This is a genomic window from Mangrovibacterium diazotrophicum (assembly GCF_003610535.1).
Taxonomy (GTDB): domain Bacteria; phylum Bacteroidota; class Bacteroidia; order Bacteroidales; family Prolixibacteraceae; genus Mangrovibacterium; species Mangrovibacterium diazotrophicum.
In genome coordinates, this window is record NZ_RAPN01000006.1 from 106619 (window position 1) to 131495 (window position 24877).

At 45.9% G+C, this 24877-nt stretch carries 19 protein-coding genes; 14 read left to right on the forward strand and 5 right to left on the reverse strand.

Features of this window, described 5'->3' with window-relative positions; translation table 11 throughout:
• Window positions 1-20: 20 nt before the first annotated feature.
• Window positions 21-2936, reverse strand: coding sequence for a bifunctional fucokinase/fucose-1-phosphate guanylyltransferase (locus BC643_RS22810; RefSeq protein ID WP_317127741.1), 2916 nt, complete (start codon window positions 2934-2936; stop codon window positions 21-23).
• A gap of 163 nt (window positions 2937-3099) precedes the next feature.
• Here BC643_RS22810 and BC643_RS22815 point away from each other — a divergent pair, with 163 nt between their 5' ends.
• Complete coding sequence (locus BC643_RS22815; protein ID WP_120275768.1) at window positions 3100-3720, forward strand: hypothetical protein; 621 nt, start codon at window positions 3100-3102, stop codon at window positions 3718-3720.
• Window positions 3721-3901: 181 nt separating this feature from the next.
• Here the strand turns inward: BC643_RS22815 and BC643_RS22820 are convergent, their stop codons facing one another.
• On the reverse strand, window positions 3902-5053 hold the full coding sequence (locus BC643_RS22820; protein WP_147377316.1) for a hypothetical protein: 1152 nt from the start codon (window positions 5051-5053) through the stop codon (window positions 3902-3904).
• A gap of 390 nt (window positions 5054-5443) precedes the next feature.
• On the opposite strand from BC643_RS22820, the gene BC643_RS22825 reads away from it, so the two are divergent.
• Genes BC643_RS22825 through BC643_RS22835 form a run of 3 tightly spaced genes read left to right on the forward strand, consistent with a single transcriptional unit; the run spans window position 5444 to window position 7346 of the window.
• Window positions 5444-6007 carry a pentapeptide repeat-containing protein gene (locus BC643_RS22825; RefSeq protein ID WP_120275771.1) on the forward strand — a complete coding sequence of 188 codons (564 nt, stop codon included), beginning with the start codon at window positions 5444-5446 and terminating at the stop codon, window positions 6005-6007.
• Window positions 6008-6019: 12 nt separating this feature from the next.
• A complete protein-coding gene (gene mazG, locus BC643_RS22830; protein ID WP_120275773.1) occupies window positions 6020-6796 on the forward strand; it encodes a nucleoside triphosphate pyrophosphohydrolase in 777 nt (258 codons plus the stop codon).
• A gap of 25 nt (window positions 6797-6821) precedes the next feature.
• On the forward strand, window positions 6822-7346 hold the full coding sequence (locus tag BC643_RS22835; RefSeq protein ID WP_147377317.1) for a hypothetical protein: 525 nt from the start codon (window positions 6822-6824) through the stop codon (window positions 7344-7346).
• 9 nt (window positions 7347-7355) lie between these two features.
• Here BC643_RS22835 and BC643_RS22840 read toward each other — a convergent pair whose 3' ends face one another.
• Window positions 7356-8048, reverse strand: coding sequence for a hypothetical protein (locus BC643_RS22840; RefSeq protein ID WP_120275776.1), 693 nt, complete (start codon window positions 8046-8048; stop codon window positions 7356-7358).
• A gap of 87 nt (window positions 8049-8135) precedes the next feature.
• On the reverse strand, window positions 8136-10907 hold the full coding sequence (locus BC643_RS22845; protein ID WP_120275777.1) for a phosphoenolpyruvate carboxylase: 2772 nt from the start codon (window positions 10905-10907) through the stop codon (window positions 8136-8138).
• Between the two features lie 356 nt (window positions 10908-11263).
• Between BC643_RS22845 and BC643_RS22850 the strand changes: the two genes are divergently transcribed.
• From BC643_RS22850 to BC643_RS22860, 3 genes are all read left to right on the forward strand, one after another.
• Entirely contained in the window at window positions 11264-11851 is a 588-nt protein-coding gene (locus BC643_RS22850) for a TetR/AcrR family transcriptional regulator (protein WP_120275779.1), read from the forward strand.
• 94 nt (window positions 11852-11945) lie between these two features.
• Window positions 11946-12137: a hypothetical protein gene (locus BC643_RS22855; RefSeq protein WP_120275780.1), complete on the forward strand. Its 192-nt coding sequence runs from the start codon at window positions 11946-11948 to the stop codon at window positions 12135-12137.
• A 134-nt stretch (window positions 12138-12271) separates the two neighbouring features.
• Window positions 12272-13456, forward strand: coding sequence for an adenylate/guanylate cyclase domain-containing protein (locus BC643_RS22860; protein WP_120275782.1), 1185 nt, complete (start codon window positions 12272-12274; stop codon window positions 13454-13456).
• On the opposite strand, the gene BC643_RS22865 is transcribed toward BC643_RS22860, so the two are convergent.
• Window positions 13434-14588, reverse strand: coding sequence for a Pycsar system effector family protein (locus BC643_RS22865; protein ID WP_120275784.1), 1155 nt, complete (start codon window positions 14586-14588; stop codon window positions 13434-13436). The genes BC643_RS22860 and BC643_RS22865 overlap by 23 nt on opposite strands.
• A 54-nt stretch (window positions 14589-14642) precedes the next feature.
• On the opposite strand from BC643_RS22865, the gene BC643_RS22870 reads away from it, so the two are divergent.
• From BC643_RS22870 to BC643_RS22900, 7 genes are all read left to right on the forward strand, one after another.
• On the forward strand, window positions 14643-18266 hold the full coding sequence (locus BC643_RS22870) for a BamA/TamA family outer membrane protein (protein WP_170154666.1): 3624 nt from the start codon (window positions 14643-14645) through the stop codon (window positions 18264-18266).
• Window positions 18263-18901: a histidine phosphatase family protein gene (locus tag BC643_RS22875; protein WP_147377318.1), complete on the forward strand. Its 639-nt coding sequence runs from the start codon at window positions 18263-18265 to the stop codon at window positions 18899-18901. The genes BC643_RS22870 and BC643_RS22875 overlap by 4 nt, the downstream gene beginning before the upstream one ends.
• Window positions 18902-19006: 105 nt before the next feature.
• A complete protein-coding gene (locus tag BC643_RS22880) occupies window positions 19007-19588 on the forward strand; it encodes a TetR/AcrR family transcriptional regulator (protein ID WP_120275788.1) in 582 nt (193 codons plus the stop codon).
• Window positions 19589-19636: 48 nt separating this feature from the next.
• Complete coding sequence (locus BC643_RS22885; protein ID WP_120275790.1) at window positions 19637-20728, forward strand: alkene reductase; 1092 nt, start codon at window positions 19637-19639, stop codon at window positions 20726-20728.
• Window positions 20729-21093: 365 nt separating this feature from the next.
• Window positions 21094-21687 (forward strand): YceI family protein, encoded by a 594-nt coding sequence (locus tag BC643_RS22890; RefSeq protein ID WP_120275791.1) that lies wholly within the window; start codon window positions 21094-21096, stop codon window positions 21685-21687.
• Between the two features lie 656 nt (window positions 21688-22343).
• On the forward strand, window positions 22344-23507 hold the full coding sequence (locus tag BC643_RS22895; protein ID WP_120275793.1) for a DUF3500 domain-containing protein: 1164 nt from the start codon (window positions 22344-22346) through the stop codon (window positions 23505-23507).
• 41 nt (window positions 23508-23548) lie between these two features.
• Complete coding sequence (locus BC643_RS22900) at window positions 23549-24859, forward strand: HupE/UreJ family protein (protein ID WP_170154667.1); 1311 nt, start codon at window positions 23549-23551, stop codon at window positions 24857-24859.
• Window positions 24860-24877: the final 18 nt, after the last annotated feature.

Genomic DNA, 24877 nt, shown 5'->3' on the forward strand with positions numbered 1-24877 from the left:
CCCGCAAAAAATGCAGGCCGCTACGAACGGCTCGATTGGAACCCGTTGTTTGACAAACTGATGTCGACAAAACGAGCGCTCTTGTTCGGTGGATTAAGCGTCAGAATTTGTTTGATTTTACCCGCTGCTTCCGGATCTTTCGCCATGATGAACATGTACCCACCACCACCGGCGCCGGGTAATTTATAGGCCAGACACAAATCTTTAATTTGATTGATGATGCCCTGAATAGCCGGAGGATTCGTTCCCGGATCCAGATCCTGTTTCTGCTGCCAGGTCATGCTGACTTGCTGTGCAAAATGCTCGTAACTTCCGGTTTGCAGCGCCTCAAAAGTCGTTTGGGCGTGTGCTTTTATTTCGTTCAAAATAGCCAGGTGACGCGTCGAGTTCAGGAACATTCCGCGAACAATCTCTGACAAAATATTCTTCGCTGTTCGCGTAATCCCGGTATAGTACAACAACATGCACTCGCGATATTCGGGGCGCGTAAAGAGGTAATCAGGCGTCCAACGTACCGTTGGTGATTGATACAAACCCGAACGTGTTTCGAGCAACTTGATGCCCGGGAACACACCGCCGTATTGATCCTGCCAACCACCACCGGTAGTCAGCAATTGCTCCAGAACCAATGTTCGGTTACAAATTTCATTTTTATCCCAGTTCAATCCGCAGAAGTCGGACAGCGCGCCCAATACGGTCGCGGCTAAAATCGAGCTTGTTCCCAGACCTGATCCTTTCGGGATGGCCGCTAACAACGAGATTTCAATACCGCAACCAAAGGCTTTCAACTGTTCTTCGAGGCTGCCTTTGACCAATTTCGAGAAAACAGGCCCAAAACCTGCTAAACACAAGGCAGCCTTCGGGATGGAGAACGGAGAACCGACTTTCTGGTAGTCAGCCAACTCTTCAAAGGTCTTGACATCTTCCCGAGCGCCCAAATCAATCGATCGCAGAATAATTTTATACTCCTCGCAAGGTTTGATGTACACCTGCAACGGCGGCTGACCGTTCAGTTCAATCGCCATGTTCAACACCGACCCGCCCGACATGAGGCAAAACGGTGGCGTGTCACTCCAGCCGCCGGCTAAGTCGATGCGCACCGGGCTGCGTCCCCACACAATCTGATCGGGGAAAATATTGAGTTGCGGAATAACTTTATCTCCCTTCAGCGATTGTATCAGGCTTTCGCGCAACAAGGCAAATGCTTTTTGCTCATCGGGCTCCGGGTTCTTACCTGCATATTGGGCCACCCGACTTCGAAACATATAATCGTGCAGTCGTGTGATTGCCGACTCCTGCTCTGACAATGAAGCCGGTAATTCGATGTTGTTTTCAGCATAATCTTTAGCCGCTTCATCCAGGTTGACCTGGTAAAACACACTGCGCTGGTAATTTTTCGCAAGCACAGGCCAGTTTTGAATGCGGAATGCTTTGCGTTGCTCATACAAGCGGAATAAGTTCGCTTTTGCTGAAATTCCGGCTGCCGACAAGCGCTCACTACTCAACCAAAGCGCCTTCATTTCGTCATCGCCATTCGCCTGGATCATCCAGTTCAGCATGCGCCCCATTTGCTCAACGTCCTTAATCAACGGGAACAAGGCAGCTTCCTGAATATCTGTATCCGGCAAAATACCCGCATCCTCTAAAGTAACATCGTGTTGGAAAAACCATTCCGGCAACGAGATTCCCATCCAAAGAGTCGATTTATCGGCCACCTTGCCCGAAAATTTATCCGAGAAACCATAAGGACGGACTGCCGTCGTAGTTTCGCCAACTGTCACCAAATCGATACAAGTCTTCGCCTGCAAATCCATTGTCCAGTTGTTTTCCGGAATCCCCGTCAAAATATGCTGTTGTGCCAATTTCCAACCTTTGCCAACGTGCGAGTTTTCAATCCACAATTCGGAATGATCAGAAGTCAATGGCACTTCAACCACCGCGTTTTGAATAAACATGGCCGGATGTGGCTTCACATTTTTTGTCCAGATGCTGCGCTGATCTTTCACCCGGTTTTGCACCGCTAATGTTGACGAAATCAACTCGCGACTTGTACCGTAATGGTAGAATTCGCCTCCCGGCAATGGCAAAATTGCCACCGAAAGTGCATTCAGTTCCGGATCGGCATTCTCTGCCTGCGAACCGAGGTTCAAACCAAACTGTCCGTATAAATCGTAAAACGAAGGTGTCCAATCCGCCGCCGGTTGCTCCGCATCAAAACCAGACTTCTTCATCAACAGTTTCACTGCTTTATCGCTTAGCAACCAAATACCGATGTCCATCAGGAACAGCTTGCTCACGGCCAGACCGCGAATAATTTCACTACTCGGTTTTTGAAGCATGTACAGCAACTCGTGCGGATACTCGCGGTCGCACACATAAACGCCATGGTTCGTAGCCAACGAAGGTTCGACCCACAAACCGTAGCAAATCACATCAGCTTCAGGAAGCTTTTCAATTTTATCATTGGCGCGGATAAAGGTGTCACCGCTGGCAATTAACGTATTTACACCCGCCGGTGCGTGTGTCATAATTTTCTCGTACAGGGGCAACTGCAAGTCCATCAGCGACTGATCGAGCTTCTGCCCACGCTCATAACGAAACACGGGAATTGGTGTTAAAATTTTACCGGCAGTTGCATAAGATGGCAACCGTCGGCTCTGCCCTCCCGCATGAATAATAATCCGCTGATCTTTCGCCAACCAGTCGCTGAAGCTCATCTCCGGATTTTCAGTTTTCCAGTTCTGATAAAACAACCAGGAAGTTCCGCCACCGGAGCCCACTTTTGTACCGGCGGGGTCGCTGGCGCAAAAATATTCCTGTTTGGTAACTTGCTCTAATTGGTGAAACTGATTAACCAGGTTTTCTGGCAGGGAGAGTAACTTTTTCATGCGTTTGTTATGAGTGAAGCCCAAAAATAAGGATTTTATTGAGAGCAGGTGCCGGTTTCATTATGTTACCACATTAAAATTTCGCAAAAAACAGGCTGAATTTTATGTTACCCGTAAACACTAAAAAATCGGTTTCATCGTTTCATTTGATAGCATAGGTAGGTCGATTCGTTGCGTGAAGGGAAAATAGAAAAACTATTAGCTGTGGAATATGAAAGTAAACAATTTTACTAAAGCTCTGGTCTGTATCGCATTACTTATCGTTAGCGTAACGGTGTCCGGCCAAAACAGAATTATTCGGAACCAAGGTTTCTACTATACCATCGAGGGGAAAGCCGGATACGGGTTAAGTATGACAACGGATTACCCGCCTAACTGGCACGACGAATTTTCACCTTTCAACCTGGGATTGGCAGTATCGGCCAACATATTTCTGAATTACCATGTTTCCGCGGGGGTGTCATTAGGCTACAACCAATATACTGGTCCTAAAATGCAAACGCTTCCCTTTATGGGAAACCTGAAATATTTCTTCGGAAAACCGGCACGAACGCCGTTCATTTATGCGGAGGGTGGATACGCCTTTCGAACCGATGCGGACCAACAACACAAAGGGTTGATTTACGAAGCAGGACTCGGCTACCGGCATCAAATGGGCAGACGCCACAACTTTCTGATGTTTAAATTGGGCTACAACTACTTTAAAGCCAACCACTGGAAATGGGATCACAAACCCTACACCGACTTTGACGACTGGGATATGCAGTGGTATTTCCTGGAACGGCCAACGATTAATTTCACCATTGCTTTCTATCACTCAACGAGATACTAGATTGAAGGATTGAAGGATTGAAGGCTGACGGACGCCAGATACTGGATGATAGATAATAGACTTGAGACTCAGAACTTGGAACTCGGAACTTGAAACTCAGAACCCGGAACCCGATCATAAACAAAAAGGCCTGAATTATCTCCACGATAATTCAGGCCTTTTCTATGCTTAGCAATTCATTCTAGTTATAACGTCTGAAGAAACCGTTCATCCGGTCCGTTAAGCGCGCATAAATCGGTTTGGTAAATTCCATAAACAGATCCTGCGATCCAGGAGGAGGTACCGCTGAATTGTTCAGAATTTGAACTTCTTCTTTCGATAGCACACGTTCATCGCCCAGGAAAAGGCCATATTGGTTGCGCCACAGGAACTCGCCGGGAATATTGTCATCCAGCAACACTCTTTCTGCCTGAAAATCCTGAATATTCAGTTTTATCAAACCGCCGGAAGCAACTTCGTCGGTCGAAACTTTAATTTTTCCTTTCACGGTAAATGTCCGCTTTTCAGTGCGAACAGAATCGCGCGAAACTTTCACCTGCACTTCTTCCTCAATCTCACGCTGCAACATCTTTTCTTCTTCGTAGTGCTTCGGGCGCTCTATGTAGAAATCCATAAAAGCCAGCTTCACTACCATATCCGGGTATTTCAGTTCTAATTTCTCAGCCTCTTCGGGCGTATAAAAATTGACAAAACTTTGAACCGGATACAATTGATTCATGCGTTCCATCACCTGGCTGTAGAAAAAGTCGGCTGTCAGCTCATAGCGCATCGACGGCGCTGGCAGTGGCTCAACGATCACCCTCAAAGTGGCTAAATCTTTCGATTCATTGATCATGGCAACAACATCCTTATAACCCGGCACCAAGCGATCGCATTCCTGAAAATGGCGGCATGCCTGCTTGGCATCGTCGCGGTTGTTACGATCCAGAAAAGCTTGCCCGGCAACATAGTGTTCTTCCGCGGCATTCTGAATCACATTTTGCAACTCGCTGGTGTAAACTTTTGGCGAAGTGATGATTTTCCGGGCAGCCGGAATTCGTCGGATCGTCTCGGAAATGCTGTTGACCTCCTGCATCACCGCCAGGGTTTGGTTCCATTTAAACGGATCGTTGCCAGACAACGTCTGGTCGATTTCTTCCTGGTAATATTCCATGGCCATCGGATATCCCTCAGCAACAACCTGCTGGGCTTTGCGGCTATCCGGGTTCTGACTTAAGCGATTGACAGCTTTCGCAATGGCTTCTCTGAAGTTACCGTTATCCAGGGCCTTCTGTCCTGACGAACAGGCTCCTAAAATTAGGACAACCACCAATAACCAGTAAATACGTTTCATAGGATTAAATTTAAGGGTCATGAGTTTTCTCTTTACTTTTCGTGAAAAGCCATTCTAAAATAGTGCCAAAAAGGGTTCGCATTCCGTAAACATTGCCGCACAACAGCATTCAGGTCGCACAAACCGAGGCAAGAGGCTCTTCCATTCCGAGGGTAAAAATAGATGTTTTTTGCAAAACAGCACCTTTAGAAACGGGAGGTGTGGTAAATTATTGTCGTTCTATTATAAGTATTTAGGCGATAACGCCCTACACCCTTGCAGCAATTAATTCAATTTTTATTGTTAAATAAAGACACAATCGGTTCATTAATAATTAATAAAATGAGCTGCGTCGAACTCCGGTTTCCTGATAATTTTGAATAACTTCCCGATTCAATTCAGAGAACAGCCATGGCCAATTACGACGAAACTTACGAGAACAAACATTTCGAAACCAATCAACTGAAGGACACAACTTTCGACGGATGCACCTTCGTGAACTGTTCTTTTGAAAACACAGGGTTGAATCATTGCGACTTCATTGATTGCCAGTTTTCGGACTGTAATTTTGCAGGCGCAGCGACTGCCCAAACGGGGTTCAAAGACGTGAAATTTGGCAACTGCAAACTGGTTGGTTTGGATTTCTCAGCTTGCAACGATTTCCTGTTCCAGGTTCAGTTTGAAAACTGCAAAATGGATTATGCGTTGTTTACCGCGAAAAAGTTGAAGAAGACGCGTTTTACAAACTGCTCGTTGAAAGAAGTTGATTTTACCCGAACGGATCTCTCTGAATCTGTTTTTGATGACTGTGATCTGACTGATGCCCAATTTGAGAGTTGCCTGCTGGTTAAAGCCGACTTCCGGTCAGCCTTCAATTTTACGATTGACCCGTCGCGAAATAGTCTGAAAAAAACGCGTTTTGCAACCAACGGATTAGCAGGTTTGCTTCGGAATTACGATTTGATAATTGAATAAAACACCCTAGATATGAATGAAAAATTGAAAGCTTTTGGCGAGTTGCTGGAAATTATGGATGAATTGCGTCAGAAGTGCCCGTGGGATCGGGAGCAAACTTTTGAGTCGCTGCGCAAACTGACAATTGAGGAAACCTACGAGCTGGGCGACGCAATCCTGCAGTCGGATCTGAATGAGATTAAAAAAGAGTTGGGCGACCTGTTGTTGCACATTGTCTTTTACGCAAAGATCGGGGAAGAAAAACAGGCTTTCAATATTGAGGATGTCATTCGATCGCTGAATGAAAAACTGATTTACCGCCACCCGCACATTTACGGCGAAGTGGACGTGAACAACTCACGCGAAGTGGAACAAAACTGGGAAGCCCTGAAACTGAAAGAAAAAGGGAGGAAAAAGAAAACCGTGCTGGAAGGTGTACCGGCCTCGTTACCCGCTTTGGTGAAAGCCAACCGTATCCAGGAAAAAGTGAGCGGTGTCGGGTTCGACTGGGAATACCCGGAACAGGTTTGGGACAAGGTGAAAGAAGAAGTAAACGAACTGCAGCATGAAATAAACAGCAACGACCACGATAAAATAGAAGCCGAATTTGGCGACCTCTTCTTTGCGATGGTGAATGCTGCCCGCTTGTACAAAATTGATCCCGAAGCCGCGCTGGAACGGACCAACCTGAAATTCATGAAACGCTTCAACTATTTAGAAAGCCAAACCATTAAGAAAGGCATGGATCTGAAAGAAATGCCTCTCTCGGAAATGGACAAATACTGGGAAGAAGCCAAACGAATGGAATAAACTGACCTTCTTGAATACTTAACTCATGAAAAAGTTAATCACGCTCTCGATATTAATTTTGATCGCCCTCGCAGGTTCTGGTCAGTCAAATACATTTGCACGCCTCTCCTTCTTGTTTGGCGACTGGCAGGGAACCGGCAGCGGATTTGGGAACAACCAATCGACAATAACCGCGTCATACAAACCGGTTATGGATGGCAGTTTCATCGAAGTCAATCATGACTCCCGGTTTCAACCAACCAGCCAAAATCCAAACGGAGAACATCACACCGATCAGGGGATGATTAGTTTTGACAAAGCCCGAAAAGTAATTGTGTTCCGCCAATTCAACAACGAGGGCTATATCAACCAATATGTTTTGGTAGACTCCCTATCGACTACTGATTTTCTGGTCTTTCAAACCGAAAATATTGAAAACTTTGTTCCCGGCGGAAGTGCCCGTTGGACCATTGAAAAGAAAAGTGATTCCGAAATCGAGACGAATTTCTATGTCACTTTTCCTGGTCGCGATGCGGCCTGCTTTGGCACGAACAAACTTTCAAAACAGTAGGGCCAGTAGCTAAATTACATCAAAGGATTTAGCTAAAATGTAATCCGCCATCTCCAGCGGCGTATTCAACACCAGCCCGCCCAACAAAAACATCTTGTCCGCTTTAAACTGCTTTTTAATCCGCGCTGCCTGCTGCAAAACAAAACTGCGGCTTTCCTCAAACACAATGTCAATCAGGTTCAGCTCAGGCGTCACTTTCGACATGCCGGCAAGGTGAGGCACAATCATCTGCTTGACCCGCCATTGCTGGTAGTCGTCGTGGTTAATTTCCGGCAAGGTGCCACCACCGTCGATCAACTGCTGGTAAGCACCCAAAGCAGCACCGCATGAAAGCGTGTCGCGCTCCTGCCCGATCCGATGCACATATCCGTTGCGCTCCGCATTGATTCCCATGTGCGGCCCGTAGAAAATGAACGCCGTCCCATCGTCCGGAATATGGTCGCCAAACGCGTTGAAGCCCGTGGCCCCAGTAAACGGGTAGCCGGTAATTCCACCAAGTGCGAAAGTATTCCCAAACAACGAACGGATTTTTTCGATCACATGATTGTTGAGCTCGTCGGGGCACAGCGAATAGGCTGCCACATTTTTCCGAACATCGAAATCATGCTCTTCATTCATTTTCTGAAAATAATCGTCCAACACCTCATTCAAAGGTGCGGCTCCCGGGAAAAGCGTCTGAATACGCGAAATCGTTTTATTCATCTTTATCTAACTCTGTTATTACTTTCAAAATTTTGTTTTTATTCACTTCAATCCATAAAAAAAGGGAGCAACGCTCCCTCTGTATCATCAACCGGTTGCCCCGAGGGCATTGGCAATAGCATTAACACATTGCAACAAGGCAAAGAGGTAATCATCCTCATCCGGTGTTTTCTTCTTCTTACTTTCTCGCCATTTCTGCAACAGCTCAATCTGAGCATCGTGCAGGAAGTTGAGTGCTTCGGCCCGTAACTGGGTCGAATAGTAGTGGTTTTTCCGGCGTTGTTCTATCGGCACCTGCAACACGTCGGCCAACATATCACGGGTCAGCGTCAATTCTTTCTTGATGATGCCCATGATGCGCTTACGAATTTCAGGTTCTTCCACCATCGAAGCGTATTTTTCCATAATCTGCTCGTCGGTCGATGCCAGACTCGAATCGAGATTGGTCATCACATACCGCACAAACGGATCGTATTCCATCAGTTCAATCATCTTTTGATAGTCGTCCGGCTTTTGGGTTTTCATTTCATGTAAGGTTGAACCCACGCCGTACCAACTGGTAATGTTGAAGCGCGACTGCGACCAGGAGAATACCCAAGGGATAGCACGAAGGTCTTCCATGCTTCGTTTTCCGGTACGACGCGCCGGGCGCGAACCGATCTTGCTCGACTCGATTACATCGATCGGTGTGGCCTGCTCGAAGAAGCGAATGAAATCGGGATCAGAAATCAACTGGCGATAATAGAATCGTCCGCGGTCGCCCAATTGGCGGAACAAGGTCTCCACTTCATGGCGTTCCGCTTTGCTGTGTTTGTGCAACACCGTTTGAGCAGTCACACTGGCCAGCATCAACTCCAGGTTATAGGCGGCGTTCACCAGGTTGGCATACTTCCGCTCGATGGTTTCACCCTGCTCTGTTACCCGGAATTTACCGTTGATAGAGCCAGCCGGCAATGTCTTTACAAACCAGTGTGCCGGACCTGCACCACGACTGATACTCCCCCCGGTACCGTGGAAGAAACGGATGGACACGCCATGTTTTCGGCCAACTTCAGTCAGCGCTTTCTGCGCTTCGTGCAGGAACCAGGTGCTGGCCAAAATACCACCATCCTTGTTACTGTCACTGTAGCCAATCATCACATCCTGTATGAGCTCACCACCGGCATTTTCCCACGATTGTGCTTTCAAACTGTTTTGCACAACCGGATGGCTCAGGTAGTCGTCCAAAATGCCGGGACTTTCTTTCAGGTCTTCAATGGTCTCGAACAACGGCACAACCGGCAACATTGCTGCCAGGCCGTTTTCTTTTTTCACCATCAAACCAACTTCACGCATGAAGAGGTAAACAGTAAGCAAATCTTCGGTATTGCGGGTCATACTCACAATGAGTTTCCCGAAAGCATTGGGGCTGTAGCGGTGCACATGTTCGGCCACAACGCTCATCGCACCCATTACATTTTTGCCTTCCAGTTCCAGGTTCTGATGATCGACCAGGAACGGACGGTTTATTTTCAATTCTCCATCCAAAAAGCTTCGTTTCGCTTCCTGCGATGAATCAATATCTTTTGCAGCTTCCTCGCCCAGCGAGCTTGTCACCAACTGGTTCAGGGCTTTTTCGTGATAGGCGCTGTTTTGGCGGATGTCCAGTTTAGCCAGGTGGAAACCGAAAATACGAACCAAGCGTTTTGCGCGGCCTACATCAACCCGGGCAACTTCGCCAACCTGGCAAGCTTCGAGCTCGGCATACAACAAGTTCAAATCGGCAACCAGGTCGATCGAACTGCGGTAGCTGTTGGTCCGGTCTTCGAGCTCCATATTAAACTCGCGGCTCAAATCAATTGGAATCTTTTTCAGCAACAAGTCGACAAACACCTTGAAAATCTCTTCGCCGTGCTCTCTCAACTCCTGTTCACCGGGTTCGCCTAATTCGGCAACCAGCTCGTTCACCCGCTTGTTGAATTCATCCGACACTTCGGATGAGTTGCGGTAAATACTGAGCTTTTGAGCCAGCTCTACCAACTCGTTCTTGATAATATAGAAAGCGTGAATCCGCAGTTTTTGTAAAGTCAGACGCGTGATTTCGGGCGTAACCAAAGGGTGCCCGTCGCGGTCGCCGCCGACCCAGTTTCCGAATGAGAAGGCCGGGTACAAATCCACATTGTCCAGCAAATGCATGTCGAAACCGGATTCTTTCCAGGCTTGACGCAGACGTTTGTCCAGGATTACCAGCACCCCCGGGAACACGTTGGTCAGGTAGTGCAGAATATTATCCAGCTCCGATTCAATACGGGGCTTTTCAATATAAATTTCACCTACATGCCACAACCGGTGCAGGATCTGCTTGATTTCATCACGAATCTCCTGTTGCTCGATGTGCGTGTACATTTTGTTTTCGCGCTTTACCAGCAAGAGGTATAATTTGCGATACTCGTGCAATACCACCGCACGCTTTGCTTCAGTTGGGTGAGCCGTTAAAACTGGCTCGATCATGACTTTCGGCAACTCCTCCAATATCTCTTTCTCACCAATTCCCTGCTCTTTCAGCATTTTAAACTGGTTGGCCCACAAGCCATTCACCTTGGCCATATCCACTTCTTCCTTCAAACGACGACTCTGTACCGCGCCGTTTACTTCGGCCAGGTTCAGCAGTTGAAAACACATCGACATCAGGTGGATATAATCGTTACTGATCAAATCAGCAGGCCCCGGCTTTTTGGTCTCGCTTAACCAAGGAATAAAGGGAACAAGCTCTTCCTTATTACTCTCTTCGAGCACCTCCTTGAAACAACTCAGCAGGAAATGCAAATCATCATATGGTTTGCCCAAGAAGCGGCGCACTTGGTTAAAAACAGTACTCATAGTGTTAGTCTTTTCGGATTTACAAAACAGCCAACTGCATTGGGAGTTCAAAAAAAATTTGGTCAGGCGTATTTTTTGTACCTCTGAAGTTCGAAACAGGAAGTCGTCACGCAGATAAAATCCAATCGAGAGGCCTTCTCCGCAACTTTGAATAGCTTAGTACAATTTAAAGAAACGGATTTGAAATTTTACTACAATTCGGAGTAAAGATGCTCGTTGACCGCTCTATTTGAGAAGTTCCGAAACACCTTCAATACGTCAGAAATACACGATTTCAACTTTTTAACAAAATTCTCTTCGCTAAAAAGCAGATTTACATTAATTTCGCTACTGGAAAACTAATTTAGTCGATTAAGATGGTGCGAGAAAAGGATGAAATAGTCAAAACGGAAATACTGGAACAAGCGCAAAAGTTGTTTCATCAATATGGTTTGAAAAAAACCACCATGGATGAGATTGCAGCAGCCTGCGGGAAAGCCAAAAGTACGCTTTACCACTACTTCACCAGCAAAGAGGAAGTATTTGATGCAGTGATTGAAATGGAATTGACCAATCTTCGCAAACAAGTGAAAGACAAGGTGGAGCAGCAAAAGTCAATCACGGATAAACTGAAAACATACATGGTCGAATTCCAAAAGGGAAGCTTGTGCATGGCCAACGTTTACCGGATAATGAACGATGCCAATTACGAGCAACGGAATACAAAAGAGCGCTTTTGCAAGATGATGGAATTTGAGAAATCGTACCTGCAGCGAATTTTGTTCGATGCTTATGATTCGGGGGAATGCCGTAATCTGCAAAAAGATGACCTCCCGTTAATGGCCGAATTATTTCTGGCTGGTTATTTCGGCACCGTGAAATATATGATCCTGACAGCAGAAAACTATGATCCTGAGAAATTGGAACGGATGGCCGAAATATTTACATCCAAACTATTTGAGTAAAATCACAGAATCATGCTGTGCGCATTGAAAATAAATCGATTCAAGAAAAGGGGTTAAGTATTTCATAAAGTATTAACAAGAGTAGAGAAAGAGAATGAAAACTGTAAGACAAAAACTATTCAACAACCTCTGTGAAAAGTTGACCAATCCATCAAAAGAGAATGTGACTACGCTTTACCATCACGTTCACTCGATGAAGTTAAGCGAAGAGTATATTTTTAAAACCGAACAGGATTTTCAAGGTCTCATTAATTTCCTGAACCAGCGGGCAGATTTCGCCATCTAGGAATCGCGAAGATCGCTGAACGCTCCAAATGTCTCAACAAATCGTTTATTTTGGCGAAAATTTAATTTAATTTCCGACCGGAAAAGGACAGGTTACATTGTATTTGTATACCTTTTAGTTGAGAATTTGCTGCCATGGATAAAAAAGAGTTGTTCCGGAAAATGAATCAAAAACAAAACCTGAAGTTTCAGACTTTGTGGTTAGTTGGAAAGCTCTTTTTTAACCTGATTGCCTGGGCCATCCTGACCGGAATACTTTTCCTGTCCGTTTTCCTGTTACAGCCTGATATTGGTACAAATGGAGCTCGTTTTTTCCAGGTCGTTGATCAAAATCACGTGGTTCCCCTATTGCTGAGCTCGTTGATGGCTCTTTTCACCTGGCTGATTGAAGATGTGGTTCTGTATCGGTATCTGTCCCGCAAAAGTATGGGAGTTGTCTTCCTGTACCGTTTCCTGGTACTCATGCTTTTAGTAGTATTTGTTTTTCTTGTTGTTTCCGCCTACCACTACCACAACAAAATTTTTACCGATATCGATGAATATTTGCTGCTTTTGAAGTGGTTCTTTATTAGCCGCACCAGCGCATTCCTGTTCATCATGGCGGTATTTATTTCCATGATCATCAACATGTTTAAGGCCATTCGTCAAAAAGTTGGTGCCTTAAATTTTTTCAAGATAGTTTCGGGCTACTATCGCAAACCAAGGGAAGAAGAACGCATCTTCATTTTCATCGACTTAATCTCGTCGACAAAATATGCAGAACAGCTGGGACACCGCCAATACAGTAAGTTTTTACAGAAGTGTTTTGAACCGCTCGGACTGCTCGAAATTAAATACCGCGCCATGCAATACCAGATTATCGGCGACGAGGTGGTACTGACCTGGTACACCAAAAACATCCAGAATTTCCGGCATGCGGTAAAATTATACTACGAATTCAGTTACATGCTTAACTGTCGGCAGGAAGAGTTTAAAAAAGAATTTGGCATTATTCCCAACTTCACAGCATCCATCAACTCCGGAAAGATTATGGTTTCGGAGGTCGGCTCGATTAAAAGTGAAATTGCCTTTCACGGCGATGTCCTGAACACGGCGGCCCGGATTCAGAAACAATGCAAAAGTTACAATCGCCAACTGCTGGTAACAAAAACCTTTGCCACGAAATTTGAGGAGGTTGGCAACGGGTTTAAAATTGAATGGATTGCAAAAGATCTGTTAATTGGCAAAAAACACAAAGTCGACATTTTCGCCATTGAAATTGAAAATGAACTGGAAGTTGATACCAACTGTATGATGCCTACGTCAACTGCATGTAATTAATGGCAAAAACGAGAGCAGCCAGGATAAATCCATACATAAAAACGTTGTAGGCAATTCGCAATAACTTGTATTTGCGGTACAATGTCTTCCCCAAATTATACTGGTCTTTGATCAGGTTCCCATACAGGTAATCGTAATCATCCATCATTTCACGCATCGATTCGTGATACTTTGGATAAGGTATCCCGTTGAAATTTCCGAAGAAAAGCAAATTTATCTTGCGTTGTTTCAGCTCCTCGTCGGTCACATTCACCGGCTTCAGCTCTGGACGACACGATAAAATCGCAAAAATCAGGGATATTAGGCTTGAAAGAAAAAGTGTCACCAAAGCAGGAAGAAACGGATGGTAATCCATGGCCTGCCTCGTTGCCACAGCTGCCGATACGGAAATTAAAATTGAGTTGATCGATATCAGAATATTCGCCTTTTTGTCACCAATTGAACTCAGTCTCATCTGGTTACTGGCAGTCAGACGAAACATCGACTCGACTCCCTTTTCGGTATTTCTTTTTTTCTTATTCTCCTTTTTGTTTTCTTTCTCGGCTTCCACTTTCAGTAAATCTTTAACCTTCGCGATATTGTCCTGCAACAAGGCCGGGAAATTAGTTTTGGCGTAGTCGGTGTAAAATTCCAGCTTTTCCATGAAAGACAAGGTGCCTTCCCAGTAATCCCGAACCTTCACATCACAGTCCATACAGTTCGAAATCTCCCGCTTTAGCTTTTTCGATATCTGTATAAAGTTTTCATCAGCCACATGCGCAATATCGGCATCCAGAATCACACTTTCTGCCACCGACTTTGGCTCACGCTTCCGGCAAGTCACTTCAATACAATCAATCACAATATTTTCGCAGACTTCACCAACCGGATGATTCTTAAAAAATTCCCTGGCCACCGTCACACTCGCACCTTCATGATTTTCCAATTGCAACAAATAGCCTGTGTCGTGAAACCAGGCAGCAATCGTCACTGCGTTCAAATCCTCCTGCGAAAGCCCTTCAGCCTGGCCAATTATTTCAGCTTGCCGAACAACCGAAAGCGTATGTTCCAGCGTATGAAAAACCAATTGCTGATTGGGGTGTTTCTCAAAAAAATCGATCACATGAAGTTTTACCTTTTCGATGACTTCCATGGCAAAATGTTTTACAGAATACTAAATTTGCGTATGTCACTACCGACTTTAAAAATGAACAAAATTATTCTCTTTTTCTTATTTCTATCCATATTTTCCCCTTCGAAAGCACAAACAAGCACTCGGGATTTCGAAAGCAATGATGATCCGGTGAATTTCAGCCTGTTTTTGATCGGTAACTGCGGTAAGTTTTCATCGGCCGATTCGCAACAGGTGAAGCTGATGAATCAGATCATGAAATTTGACCGCAACAAAAAAGGGATCATCTTCCTTGGTAATAACTTCTACCCTTCCTTTTCCGATCTTTTCTCCGAAGATGTCGAGGATAAAAAACCCAGACCTCAACTAAACAAGTTGAAACAATTTAACGGTCCAATCTGCTTTGTGGCTGGCTGGAGTGACTGGTCGTACGGCGCGTCCAACGGCAAAGAGATGGTCAAGTGGGAATATAAAACCATCAATAAAACACTGAAAAACGAAGAAGTTTACATGCCCGACGGAGGTTGCCCCGGACCGAAAGAAGTCTTCATCAGCGACTCGATTACCCTGGTACTGATAGACACCCAGTGGTGGATGCATCCGTTTGACACGCGTATGGGCAAGTGTGACATGGAAGACAAAGCCGACTTTTGGAACAATCTTCGCGATGTCCTTCGGCGCAACCGCGACAAACAGGTTGTGGTTGCGGGCTACCACCCACCCGTTTCTTATGGCGAATACGGGGGCTATTTCTCGCCATTCGTCCAAATCATCGGTTTTCCGTATGTTTTCATGAGGAAGAATGTGGGCAGCCGTCTCGATCTGTCGCATCCGCTCTATTCCGAATTTTCAGAGGGATTGAAATCGGTGCTGGAGGAATTTCCCAACATTATCTATGCTTCCTCGCACGAGCGGAATTTCCAGTACTTCACCGAAAACAAGGTCCATTACATCATTGGGGGATCGCTGACCGGTGGCGACTATGTGAAAAGCAAAGAGACAAGCTGTAGCAGTCGTGACGGAGGTCTTGCCCGACTCGACTTCCACGCTTCAGGCGAGGTTGAACTTAAGTTCTTCAGCATCGAAAATCCGGAAATGGCCGAATGCAACGAAATCGTGTACGACTTTTCGACCTGTGAAGAGCACCTGGCACCGATTGTCGAAAATCAGACGTTTGCGGATAGTATGGTTGCGTTGGCAAGCACGCGCTATGACATTGATCCAAAGCACTACAAATGGGTGGGTGAAAACTACCGCGACATTTGGTCGACACCGATCAAAGCGCCGGTTTTCGACATCATGCAAGAAAAAGGCGGCCTGGTGATTCTCAAACGAGGTGGAGGACAACAGACCAAATCGCTTCGCCTGAAGGCAACGAATAAACACCAGTACACTTTGCGCTCAATTGAAAAAGATGTGGAGGGAGCTGTTTCCTCCGAACTGGCCAACACCTTTGCCATCGAAGTTTTGCAGGATAATATTTCGGCTTCAAACCCCTACGCCGCTTTGGTAGCTGCGCAACTGGCCGAGGTGGCTGGTGTAATGCACACCAATCCCGAGGTTGTTTATGTGCCCCGCGACTACCGCATGGAAGAATACACCGAAGATTTGGCGAACATGTTGTTTTTGTTTGAAGAAAGACCGGCAGGAGACTGGTCTGATCAGAAAAGCTTTGGTTATTCGAAAGAGATTGTAGGAACCGACGACGTACTGGATCAAACAGAAGAATCGGCCAACAATCACGTCGATCAAAAGGCTGTGCTTCGGGCAAGAATCCTGGACACCTTCCTCAACGACTGGGACCGGCATGATGACCAATGGCGCTGGGCCTCTTTCATGGAAAACGGGGAAACCATTTATCGGCCCATTCCCCGCGACCGCGACCAGGCTTTCTATGTCAACCAGGGACGTTTGCCCTGGCTGGTTACCCGCAAATGGCTGATGCCCAAATTCCAGGGTTTTGGGCCGATGACCGAAAATATGAACGGACTGGCTTTTAACGCGCGATATTTCGACCGGACTTTCCTGACCGAACCGGATTGGAACAACTGGGCAACCATGCTTGATAGCCTGACCATGCGGCTGACCGACGAAAAAATACGGGCTGCGACCCAAGCCTTTCCAAAAGAAGTGCAGCCCCTGTGTGCCGATTCCACGGCTGATATTCTGATTGCGCGCAAAGCCAACATGGGAAAAATGATCCGCGAACACTACCTTTCGCTTGCAAAAAACGTCAACATAACCGGGACTAATGAGAACGATATTTTTCATGTTGAACGTTTAGCCAACGGACAAACTGATGTGCAGGTCTGGAATTCGGACCGCACGATTCTGGAATATCACCGCCTTTTCAACAACAACGAAACCAAAGAAATTAGGCTTTACGGACTCAAAGGAAATGACAAGTTCGTCCTCAACGGGAACCAAAAGTCAGGTTCTAAAATTCGTTTAATCGGCGGAAAAGATGACGACTCCTTTCAAAATAATTCAATCGTAAGCTCCGGCGGAAACCAAGTTAGCATTTACGACAATAAAAAGGGAACCAACGTTACCCGGAATCAGGATACACGCGTCCATTTGTCCAACCACGAACAGATTAACTACTATGACCGGATGGACTTTAAATATGATGTTGTGAAGCCCGGCGTGTTGCTAGGTTTCAATCCCGACGATGCTGTTTTCATCGGTGGCGGACCAATAATCTACAAATACCGTTTTCGCCGGCACGAGGTTCACACGATCATGGCTAACATTGCCACACTTACCGCGGCCTTTAATGCCCTTTACCAGTTCGAGTCGTTCAGTGAAAATGGCGGTTGGGACCACCATATTGGTATTGATATGAAAGCGCCGAACTACGCGATGAACTACTTTGGCATGGGGAACAAAAGTACCCGCAACAGCGAATTTGACCGTGACTACTACCAAATGCGAATCAACCAGACAAACATCCAGTATTCGTTGGGAAAACGCTGGGGACAAACAGCTTTTGAGGAATCGGAAGACGGAACAATTAAGGAAAGTGAACTACAGGTCGGTCTTTTCGTCAAACGCTCACATATCAAAGAACCAGGGAACGATTTCATCTCCAATCTGTCCGAAAACGAACTCACAGCCGACGACTTGGAGCAACATGTTTATTCCGGTGTCCGCATCGGCTACACGACCAAAGCATTGGATCGGGAATCCAATCCGCAACGAGGATACCTGCTGAATGCCGAAGCACGTCAGTCCTGGCGGATTGATGGCCCGGAAGAACAATTCACAACCCTTTCGGGCGACTTCAGAGCATACCTCAGCTTTACAAGAAACCCGCGAACAGTGGTGGTACTGCGAGTTGGCGGGGAAAAAATATTCAACGATCATTTCTTTCTTGAATCGGCAACGCTCGGCGGTAAAACCAACCTTCGCGGCTACCTTGGCGACCGCTTCTATGGCGATGCCAGCTTCTACCAAAATACGGAGCTTCGCTACAAAATCCATGATTTTAAATCGGTTGTGTTGAATGGCGAATACGGGCTGCTGGGACTTTTTGATTCCGGACGAGTCTGGCTTTCGGGCGAGAAATCCGACTACTGGCACAAGGGCTTCGGTGCCGGCTTGTGGGTTTCTCCGTTTGACATGACGATTTTAACTGCCAGCTACAATTGGAGCAACGACGACCGAATAGTGCAGGTCACTTTAAATTTCAAGCTTTGAAAAACTTCGTCCTATTCATATGGCTGATGATCGTGGTTGTTCCCGCCTGGGCTCAATCCCGCAAGCTCGACATTTACCTGGTACGGCACGCCAAAGTTAATATCGACCGCCCCACAGTGATGGGCTCAAAGAAGGCTGCCGAGCTGGTGAAGGCCTACAATTCGGCTCCGATTTACGACTTCGACCCGGCACCGGTTCGCGGGCTGATTGAGGCTGAGCATCCGAAGGTTGTTACCAGCGCGCTCCCCCGGGCAATCGACACAGCCTGCCGCCTGTTTCCCGATGACAGCATTACCGGCTATTCCGTTTTCAACGAATACCAATTAGGCATTGTCCGAATCCCGCTCATTCCCATGCCCTACCCGGTCTGGACCGGTTTCTCCCGTTTGATGTGGCTCGTTCATCTCAACTCAGAAGCTGAAAGCCGCCCCGAAACGAAAGCACGACTTCAGGCAGCAACGAATTTATTGGAGGAACTGGCCCGGCAAAATTCGACAGTCGTGCTTGTTGGGCACGGTTACCTGATCTCAGAAATGCGGCGGGAATTGGCGAAGCGTGGCTGGCAGATTATCCGGAATGGCGGCAACAACAACCTGGCTGTTTCTCACCTGGAAAGAACAGAAGCCCCCAACTAGCGATATCTGAAATCAGGTCTTAACGTTAAATTTTTCTGAAGACCGATCAAAAAAAAGACCAATCAGTCTATTTCATCCGACCGAACGGTCTATTTTTGAATCATCATGAGTAAAGCAGAACGTACAAGGCAATTTATCATCGAAAAAGCAGCTCCCATTATCAACAGGAAGGGCATGGCCGGCGCTTCGCTGAGCGATATTATGGAGGCAACCGGATTGGCCAAAGGTTGCATCTACGGGAACTTCGAAAACAAAGATGAGATTTGCCTCGAAGCGTTCAATTACTTGTCTCAAAGCTATGTAAACAAGCTGAAGGAACATCTTCAGAATTTTACGGGCGCCAAAGCCAAATTACTGGCTTACCTGGATTACACCCTGGCCGGAAAACTCAGGGATGAAATGGGAGGCTGCCCGGTTATTAATTTTGGTGCTGAATCAGACGACACTCATCCTGCGATTCGGGAGCGGGTGAAGCAGGTCATCCAGTCCTCGCGCGAGGCCATCACAAACCTGCTGCGGGAAGGTGTTGAAAACGGCGAGTTTTCAGCCGGTTTGAACTGCGAATCCCAGGCCCTGAAATTTTACGTGATGCTGGAAGGTGCTGTCATTATCAGCCGCATTGAAAACAACAGAGAACAATTAGAACAGATCGTGAATCTGATTAAAACAGAAATTGAAACTTTTTAAATTTTTTTGCCACGAAACAGACCAATCGGTCTAAAAAAACAAACAGCAATGGAAAACAAATTATTCACACCACTCCAACTAGGCGATTACGAGTTGAAAAACAGACTCGTTATGGCACCGCTCACCCGCATGCGGGCAACAGCGGGCAGCCTGGCCCCACACGATTTAAACGTTGAATATTACCGTCAGCGTTCAAGCGCCGGACTAATTGTGACTGAAGCTTCCCAAATCTCGCCACTTGGCATGGGCTATCCGCTCACACCAGGTATTTACAGCGACGAACAGGTAGCAGGCTGGAAGAAAGTAACCGATGCCGTCCATGCTGAGGATGGCAAGACCTTTATCCAGCTTTGGCACGTGGGACGTGTATCGCACACATCACTGCACCCGGAAGCGGGTTTGCCGGTAGCACCATCTGCCGTTGCAGCACCAGGGATGACTTTGACGGCATCTTTCGAACAAGTTCCGTTTGAAACACCACGTGCTATCACTGTTGACGAAATTAAACAAACCATTCATGATTATCGCAAAGCAGCCGAGAATGCAAAAGCGGCCGGTTTCGATGGTGTTGAGTTGCACGCTGCCAATGGTTACCTATTGCACGAGTTTCTGCACGAAACCAGCAACCTGCGAACCGACGAGTACGGTGGTTCGATTGAAAACAAAGCCCGTATCGTGTTCGAAGTTCTCGACCAACTGGTTGACGTATTCGGAGCCGGCAAAGTTGGTATTCGCTTGTCACCATTCGCCTACCCTTATGGCGAGTACGATCCGAAATCGTATGAAGTGTACCAGTACCTGGTTGAAAAACTGAACAGTTACAAGCTGGCCTATTTGCACCTGATTCGCTACCGCCAGGGCGAGATTGAAAACGTAACAGCCAAAGAAGAAGCCCTTTGGAAATCGTACGACGGCACCATTATCGCTGCTGATGGTTTTACACCGGAAACAGCTGCGGAATATGTTGAAGCCGGTAAAGCGGATGCGATTGCATTTGGACGCCACTTTATTGCCAATCCGGATCTGCCGAAAAGAATCGAGCTGGCAGCAGAACTGAATGACTACGATCGGAATACTTTTTACGGCGGTGCCGAAAAAGGATACACCGATTACCCGTTCCTTGAAAAAACAAAAGCCTAAAAGGCTTTCATTACAAGCCATAGCATGAAAGGCCGCTCAGATTGAGTGGCCTTTTTTATTGCATTGCACTTTGAATGACTTCACATGATTCGTTGCTACTGCATCCTCTTCGATGTTGTCTTCAGCCCAAAAGCATCCCTTGTCTTTCACGATCTACTGATATTCGTTCTGAAGTTAAAACGGCGATTTCCGAAAACTACAACTCTTCTTCCGAAAACTATTACCCTGTCCCCCTGCTCCCAAGCTAACTTTGCAATATACAATTAACCGAAGGAAGAAATTGCAATGCAAAACGACCGGAGGAGTTTGAATAGCTAATAATTGAAAATAGAAATACAAAAAATTCAACATTTAAAAACATCATTATGAAAAAAGTTAGTGTATTATTATCGCTTGCAGCTCTGCTTGTATTATCTGCATTCACAACTGATAAACCTTCTGTTTGGACAAACGATCCTCCTCACTCGCAACTGTTCTTTACCGTAACCCACTTAGGTTTTAACGACGTAAGCGGAACTTTTGACGACATTAAAGTTGACGTAACCGCATCGAAACCCGATTTCAGCGATGCTGTATTTACGCTGAACGCTAAAGTAGCTTCAATTAATACACGTGTGGAAATGAGAAACAACCACCTGAAAAGTGCTGATTTCTTTGATGCTGAAAAGTATCCGGAACTTAGCTTTACAAGCACCAAAATTACTCCTGACGGTAAAGACAAATACAAATTAACAGGTAACCTGACCATTCACGGAGTTACAAAACCGATTACTGTTGATCTGGTTTACCGAGGACAAACAACAAATCCAATGTCGCAAAAGCTGACTACCGCTTTTCAAATTACAGGAACTCTTAACCGTTCTGATTTTGAAATCGGCGGAAAATTCCCGGAAGCGATCGTTAGCGACCTGGTACGGATCAGCGCAAGCGGAGAATTTGTACAGGCTGATAAAGAATAATCAGATTACTTGATAAATTCATAGCACCCCTATGAATCCACCAGAGTGCCGCAATTAATACTTGCGGCACTTTTGCTTTTTATCGATGACCGTTCGATTATATAACGCCGAGCTCCTGTATTATACAACCAAGAAACCTCATCCATCCTGCCCCGATTCAACCGGGTAAAACCATTGGGGCCAGCACTCTAAAGAAATAAAAAAAAGGATTGACCAAAGCTGTCAACCCCTTTTACTCGAGGTACCGAACGAATCCCTTTGCATTGTACCTATCCAACCGGACGTCACAGTCGTTCCTTGCCAACGATTAAAAATGCAAAATGCCAACGCAGGCAGGAAAAGCAACGGGTGAATCCGCTATCGCAATGAGATCTTTTAATAGCTATCAGAATCACCTCCCGCCACAGTGCAACAGATGTCGAAAAAAAATTCTAAAAAATTTCGCTAACAGAAATTAACAAAAGATATAATTCATCTTGCATAAAGACATATAAGACAAAAGCATCTTATAAGGTTTTATCACTTGTGATTACCCGATGCAATTATCATAACACAAACACGCATATTGTATAAATAACTGAAATACAACCACACAACCGGTAGGGTAAAACAAAAAGATATTGGTCTTATTAAAACAGTAAAAAAAGAAAACGATTATGACGAGTGCAACTACAAATCGCAGGATAGCGCAAACCATTTTGGTACTGATCCTGCCGGTTATATTTATTTTTTTTGTTTCTGTAGCATTGAGTTCGTGTAGCGGTAATAATGATGAAGTTGTTGCTGATGATTCGGATACATCTTCGGAAACGACGACAACGGATGATAGCAGTTCAGACTCGAGTACAAGCACAAGTACAGATTGTAGTTCAGCTACAACACAAGTGGCCAAGATTGTCTGCCTGGCTGAAGCATTTGAGGCTACGCTGACTACTTCGCAAATCAGCACGCTGGAATTAGATTTCACCAAGGCAAATGCCATTAAATGGTCGAATTTACCCGGTGGTGTCAGCATCAGAAATGGATTGGAATTCAGTACGCTAACCGACACACAGCTGACCGCTGCAAAAGCAGTTATTGCCGCAGCAGCCGGTACAACGGAAGACGAAGGTTACAGTGAGTTTTCTCAAATCAATGCAGCCGACGACGTGCTTGGAGAAAAAGCAGGAAGTACCTACTCATCGGGAGAATACATCATCGCCTTCCTGGGTACACCTAGTACAACGGGCACCTGGATGCTCCAATTTGGTGGCCACCACTACGCCCAAAACATCACCTACTCGGGCGGAGAAGTTGTTGGTTCCACTCCATCACACCAAGGTATTGAGCCAACATCATGGACATCAGGATCAACCACATATGACCCTCTGAATACTGAACACGAAGCGATGATTGCCATGCTGGCAGGACTTACAAGTTCGCAGTTGATCGAGGCAAAGTTATCAAGCAGTTTTAGTGATGTTGTGTTGGGACCAGGTAACGACGGTGAATTTCCTGCAACAAAACTGGGTATTCCTTGTAGCGAACTAACGACGGATCAAAAAGCCTTGGTTGTTGCAGCCATGAAACCCTGGACCGATGATGTGGATGATGAAACAGGAACAGCAGTTTTGGCCATGTATGAAGGCGAATTGGACGATACTTACGTTGCTTATTCCGGAAACATCAGTTTGACGAATCATGCGGACTACGTTAGAATTGACGGACCAAGTGTTTGGATTGAGTTTGTTTGCCAGTCAGGTGTTGTTTATTCAGCCATTCACTATCACTCGGTTTACAGAGATCATAGCAGCGACTACGGCGGATACTTTTCGTTTTAAATCGCTGGTAAATCTGAAATTCATTCCCAATCTGGTTAATGATGACAAAAAAACAATTCGTTAAATATATTGTAACTGCGTTGCTCCTTTTCACTGGATCGCTTCGCAGTTACAGTCACCCGATGCCCAATTCGTTGGTTCTTATTGACATGCATTCAAACGGAGTTGGGCTGGAATTACAGCTGCCCCTGGTTGAGCTAAAGTTGGCCGTCGGCGGACAAATCGATACAAATACTGATGACTGGGCTGAAAAATCAAAAACGGAATTAAAAGCCTACATTCTGAAGCATCTGCATCCCAGCGGACTGAACAACGAGGATTGGAACGTTGCCATTACAGACCTACAGGTTACGCCTCCAGCTCAGGGAGACCAAAATCAATATCAGGAACTCACTGTCCATTTATGGCTTCAACCTGCTTCAGAATCAGATGTGCGCTCGTTTATTTTGGATTACGATGTTATCATCAACCAGGTCGTAACTCACACGGCACTGGTCTCAATCCGGCAAGATTGGGAAGCTGGAATTTACCAGGATCAGCCGGTGCAAACCGGAACCATTGCGATGGACGTTGTGAATAATATCGTTCCACCGTTTAAAGTTGAAGCACAAAAAGGGAGCTGGTTCGAGGGCTTTAAAAGTATGCTCGTTCTCGGCATGCGCCACATACAGGAAGGGACAGACCACCTGTTGTTTTTGCTGGTATTGCTTTTGCCTGCCCCACTGCTTCCGGGAAGAAGAAGATGGCTGAATTTTGGAGGTGTAAAATATAGCCTGCAAAGTTTGCTGAAGGTTGTCACAGCGTTTACAATCGGACACTCCATCACCTTGTTGATTGGAGCTCTAGAGCTGGTAAAACTGCCAAGTCAGTTGATTGAAACTTTGATCGCATTTTCCATTTTGGTTTCTGCAATTCACGCAATACGACCAATTTTCCCCAAACAAGGTATCTTCATTGCCTTCGGGTTTGGTCTGATTCATGGCTTGGCATTTGCAAATACGCTGACTGGCCTCAAACTTAGCCCTGGCCAGATGGCGCTTAGTATTTTGGGATTCAACATGGGGATTGAAATCATGCAACTTTTTATCGTTCTGCTCATTGTTCCATGGCTTATTTTGATGAGCCGTACTTCCATCTACCGCGAATTTCGGGTATTTGGCGCTGTTTTGGGCGGAATTGCAGCCCTGTCGTGGATGATCGATCGGATGACGGAACAAACAAATCCACTCTCTGCGTATATTGAAAAAATTATCCTTTACGACCATTGGATAATCCTGTTCATAGCAGCTTTAGCCATTATCAGCACTATATTTCTTGGAAAACCCAAAGTTACAGAAACAAGAATCTATTAAGGCTGAGCCCCGAAACAA

Coding starts and splice junctions, on each gene's coding strand:
- BC643_RS22865 (WP_120275784.1), bottom strand. CDS start 14,588: ATGGAAGTCATCGAAAAGGTAAAACTTCATGTGATCGATTTTTTTGAG.
- BC643_RS22840 (WP_120275776.1), bottom strand. CDS start 8,048: ATGAATAAAACGATTTCGCGTATTCAGACGCTTTTCCCGGGAGCCGCA.
- BC643_RS22890 (WP_120275791.1), top strand. CDS start 21,094: ATGAAAAAAGTTAGTGTATTATTATCGCTTGCAGCTCTGCTTGTATTA.
- BC643_RS22880 (WP_120275788.1), top strand. CDS start 19,007: ATGAGTAAAGCAGAACGTACAAGGCAATTTATCATCGAAAAAGCAGCT.
- mazG (WP_120275773.1), top strand. CDS start 6,020: ATGAATGAAAAATTGAAAGCTTTTGGCGAGTTGCTGGAAATTATGGAT.
- BC643_RS22820 (WP_147377316.1), bottom strand. CDS start 5,053: ATGAAACGTATTTACTGGTTATTGGTGGTTGTCCTAATTTTAGGAGCC.
- BC643_RS22870 (WP_170154666.1), top strand. CDS start 14,643: ATGAACAAAATTATTCTCTTTTTCTTATTTCTATCCATATTTTCCCCT.
- BC643_RS22850 (WP_120275779.1), top strand. CDS start 11,264: ATGGTGCGAGAAAAGGATGAAATAGTCAAAACGGAAATACTGGAACAA.
- BC643_RS22815 (WP_120275768.1), top strand. CDS start 3,100: ATGAAAGTAAACAATTTTACTAAAGCTCTGGTCTGTATCGCATTACTT.
- BC643_RS22825 (WP_120275771.1), top strand. CDS start 5,444: ATGGCCAATTACGACGAAACTTACGAGAACAAACATTTCGAAACCAAT.
- BC643_RS22835 (WP_147377317.1), top strand. CDS start 6,822: ATGAAAAAGTTAATCACGCTCTCGATATTAATTTTGATCGCCCTCGCA.
- BC643_RS22900 (WP_170154667.1), top strand. CDS start 23,549: ATGACAAAAAAACAATTCGTTAAATATATTGTAACTGCGTTGCTCCTT.
- BC643_RS22860 (WP_120275782.1), top strand. CDS start 12,272: ATGGATAAAAAAGAGTTGTTCCGGAAAATGAATCAAAAACAAAACCTG.
- BC643_RS22895 (WP_120275793.1), top strand. CDS start 22,344: ATGACGAGTGCAACTACAAATCGCAGGATAGCGCAAACCATTTTGGTA.
- BC643_RS22855 (WP_120275780.1), top strand. CDS start 11,946: ATGAAAACTGTAAGACAAAAACTATTCAACAACCTCTGTGAAAAGTTG.
- BC643_RS22845 (WP_120275777.1), bottom strand. CDS start 10,907: ATGAGTACTGTTTTTAACCAAGTGCGCCGCTTCTTGGGCAAACCATAT.
- BC643_RS22885 (WP_120275790.1), top strand. CDS start 19,637: ATGGAAAACAAATTATTCACACCACTCCAACTAGGCGATTACGAGTTG.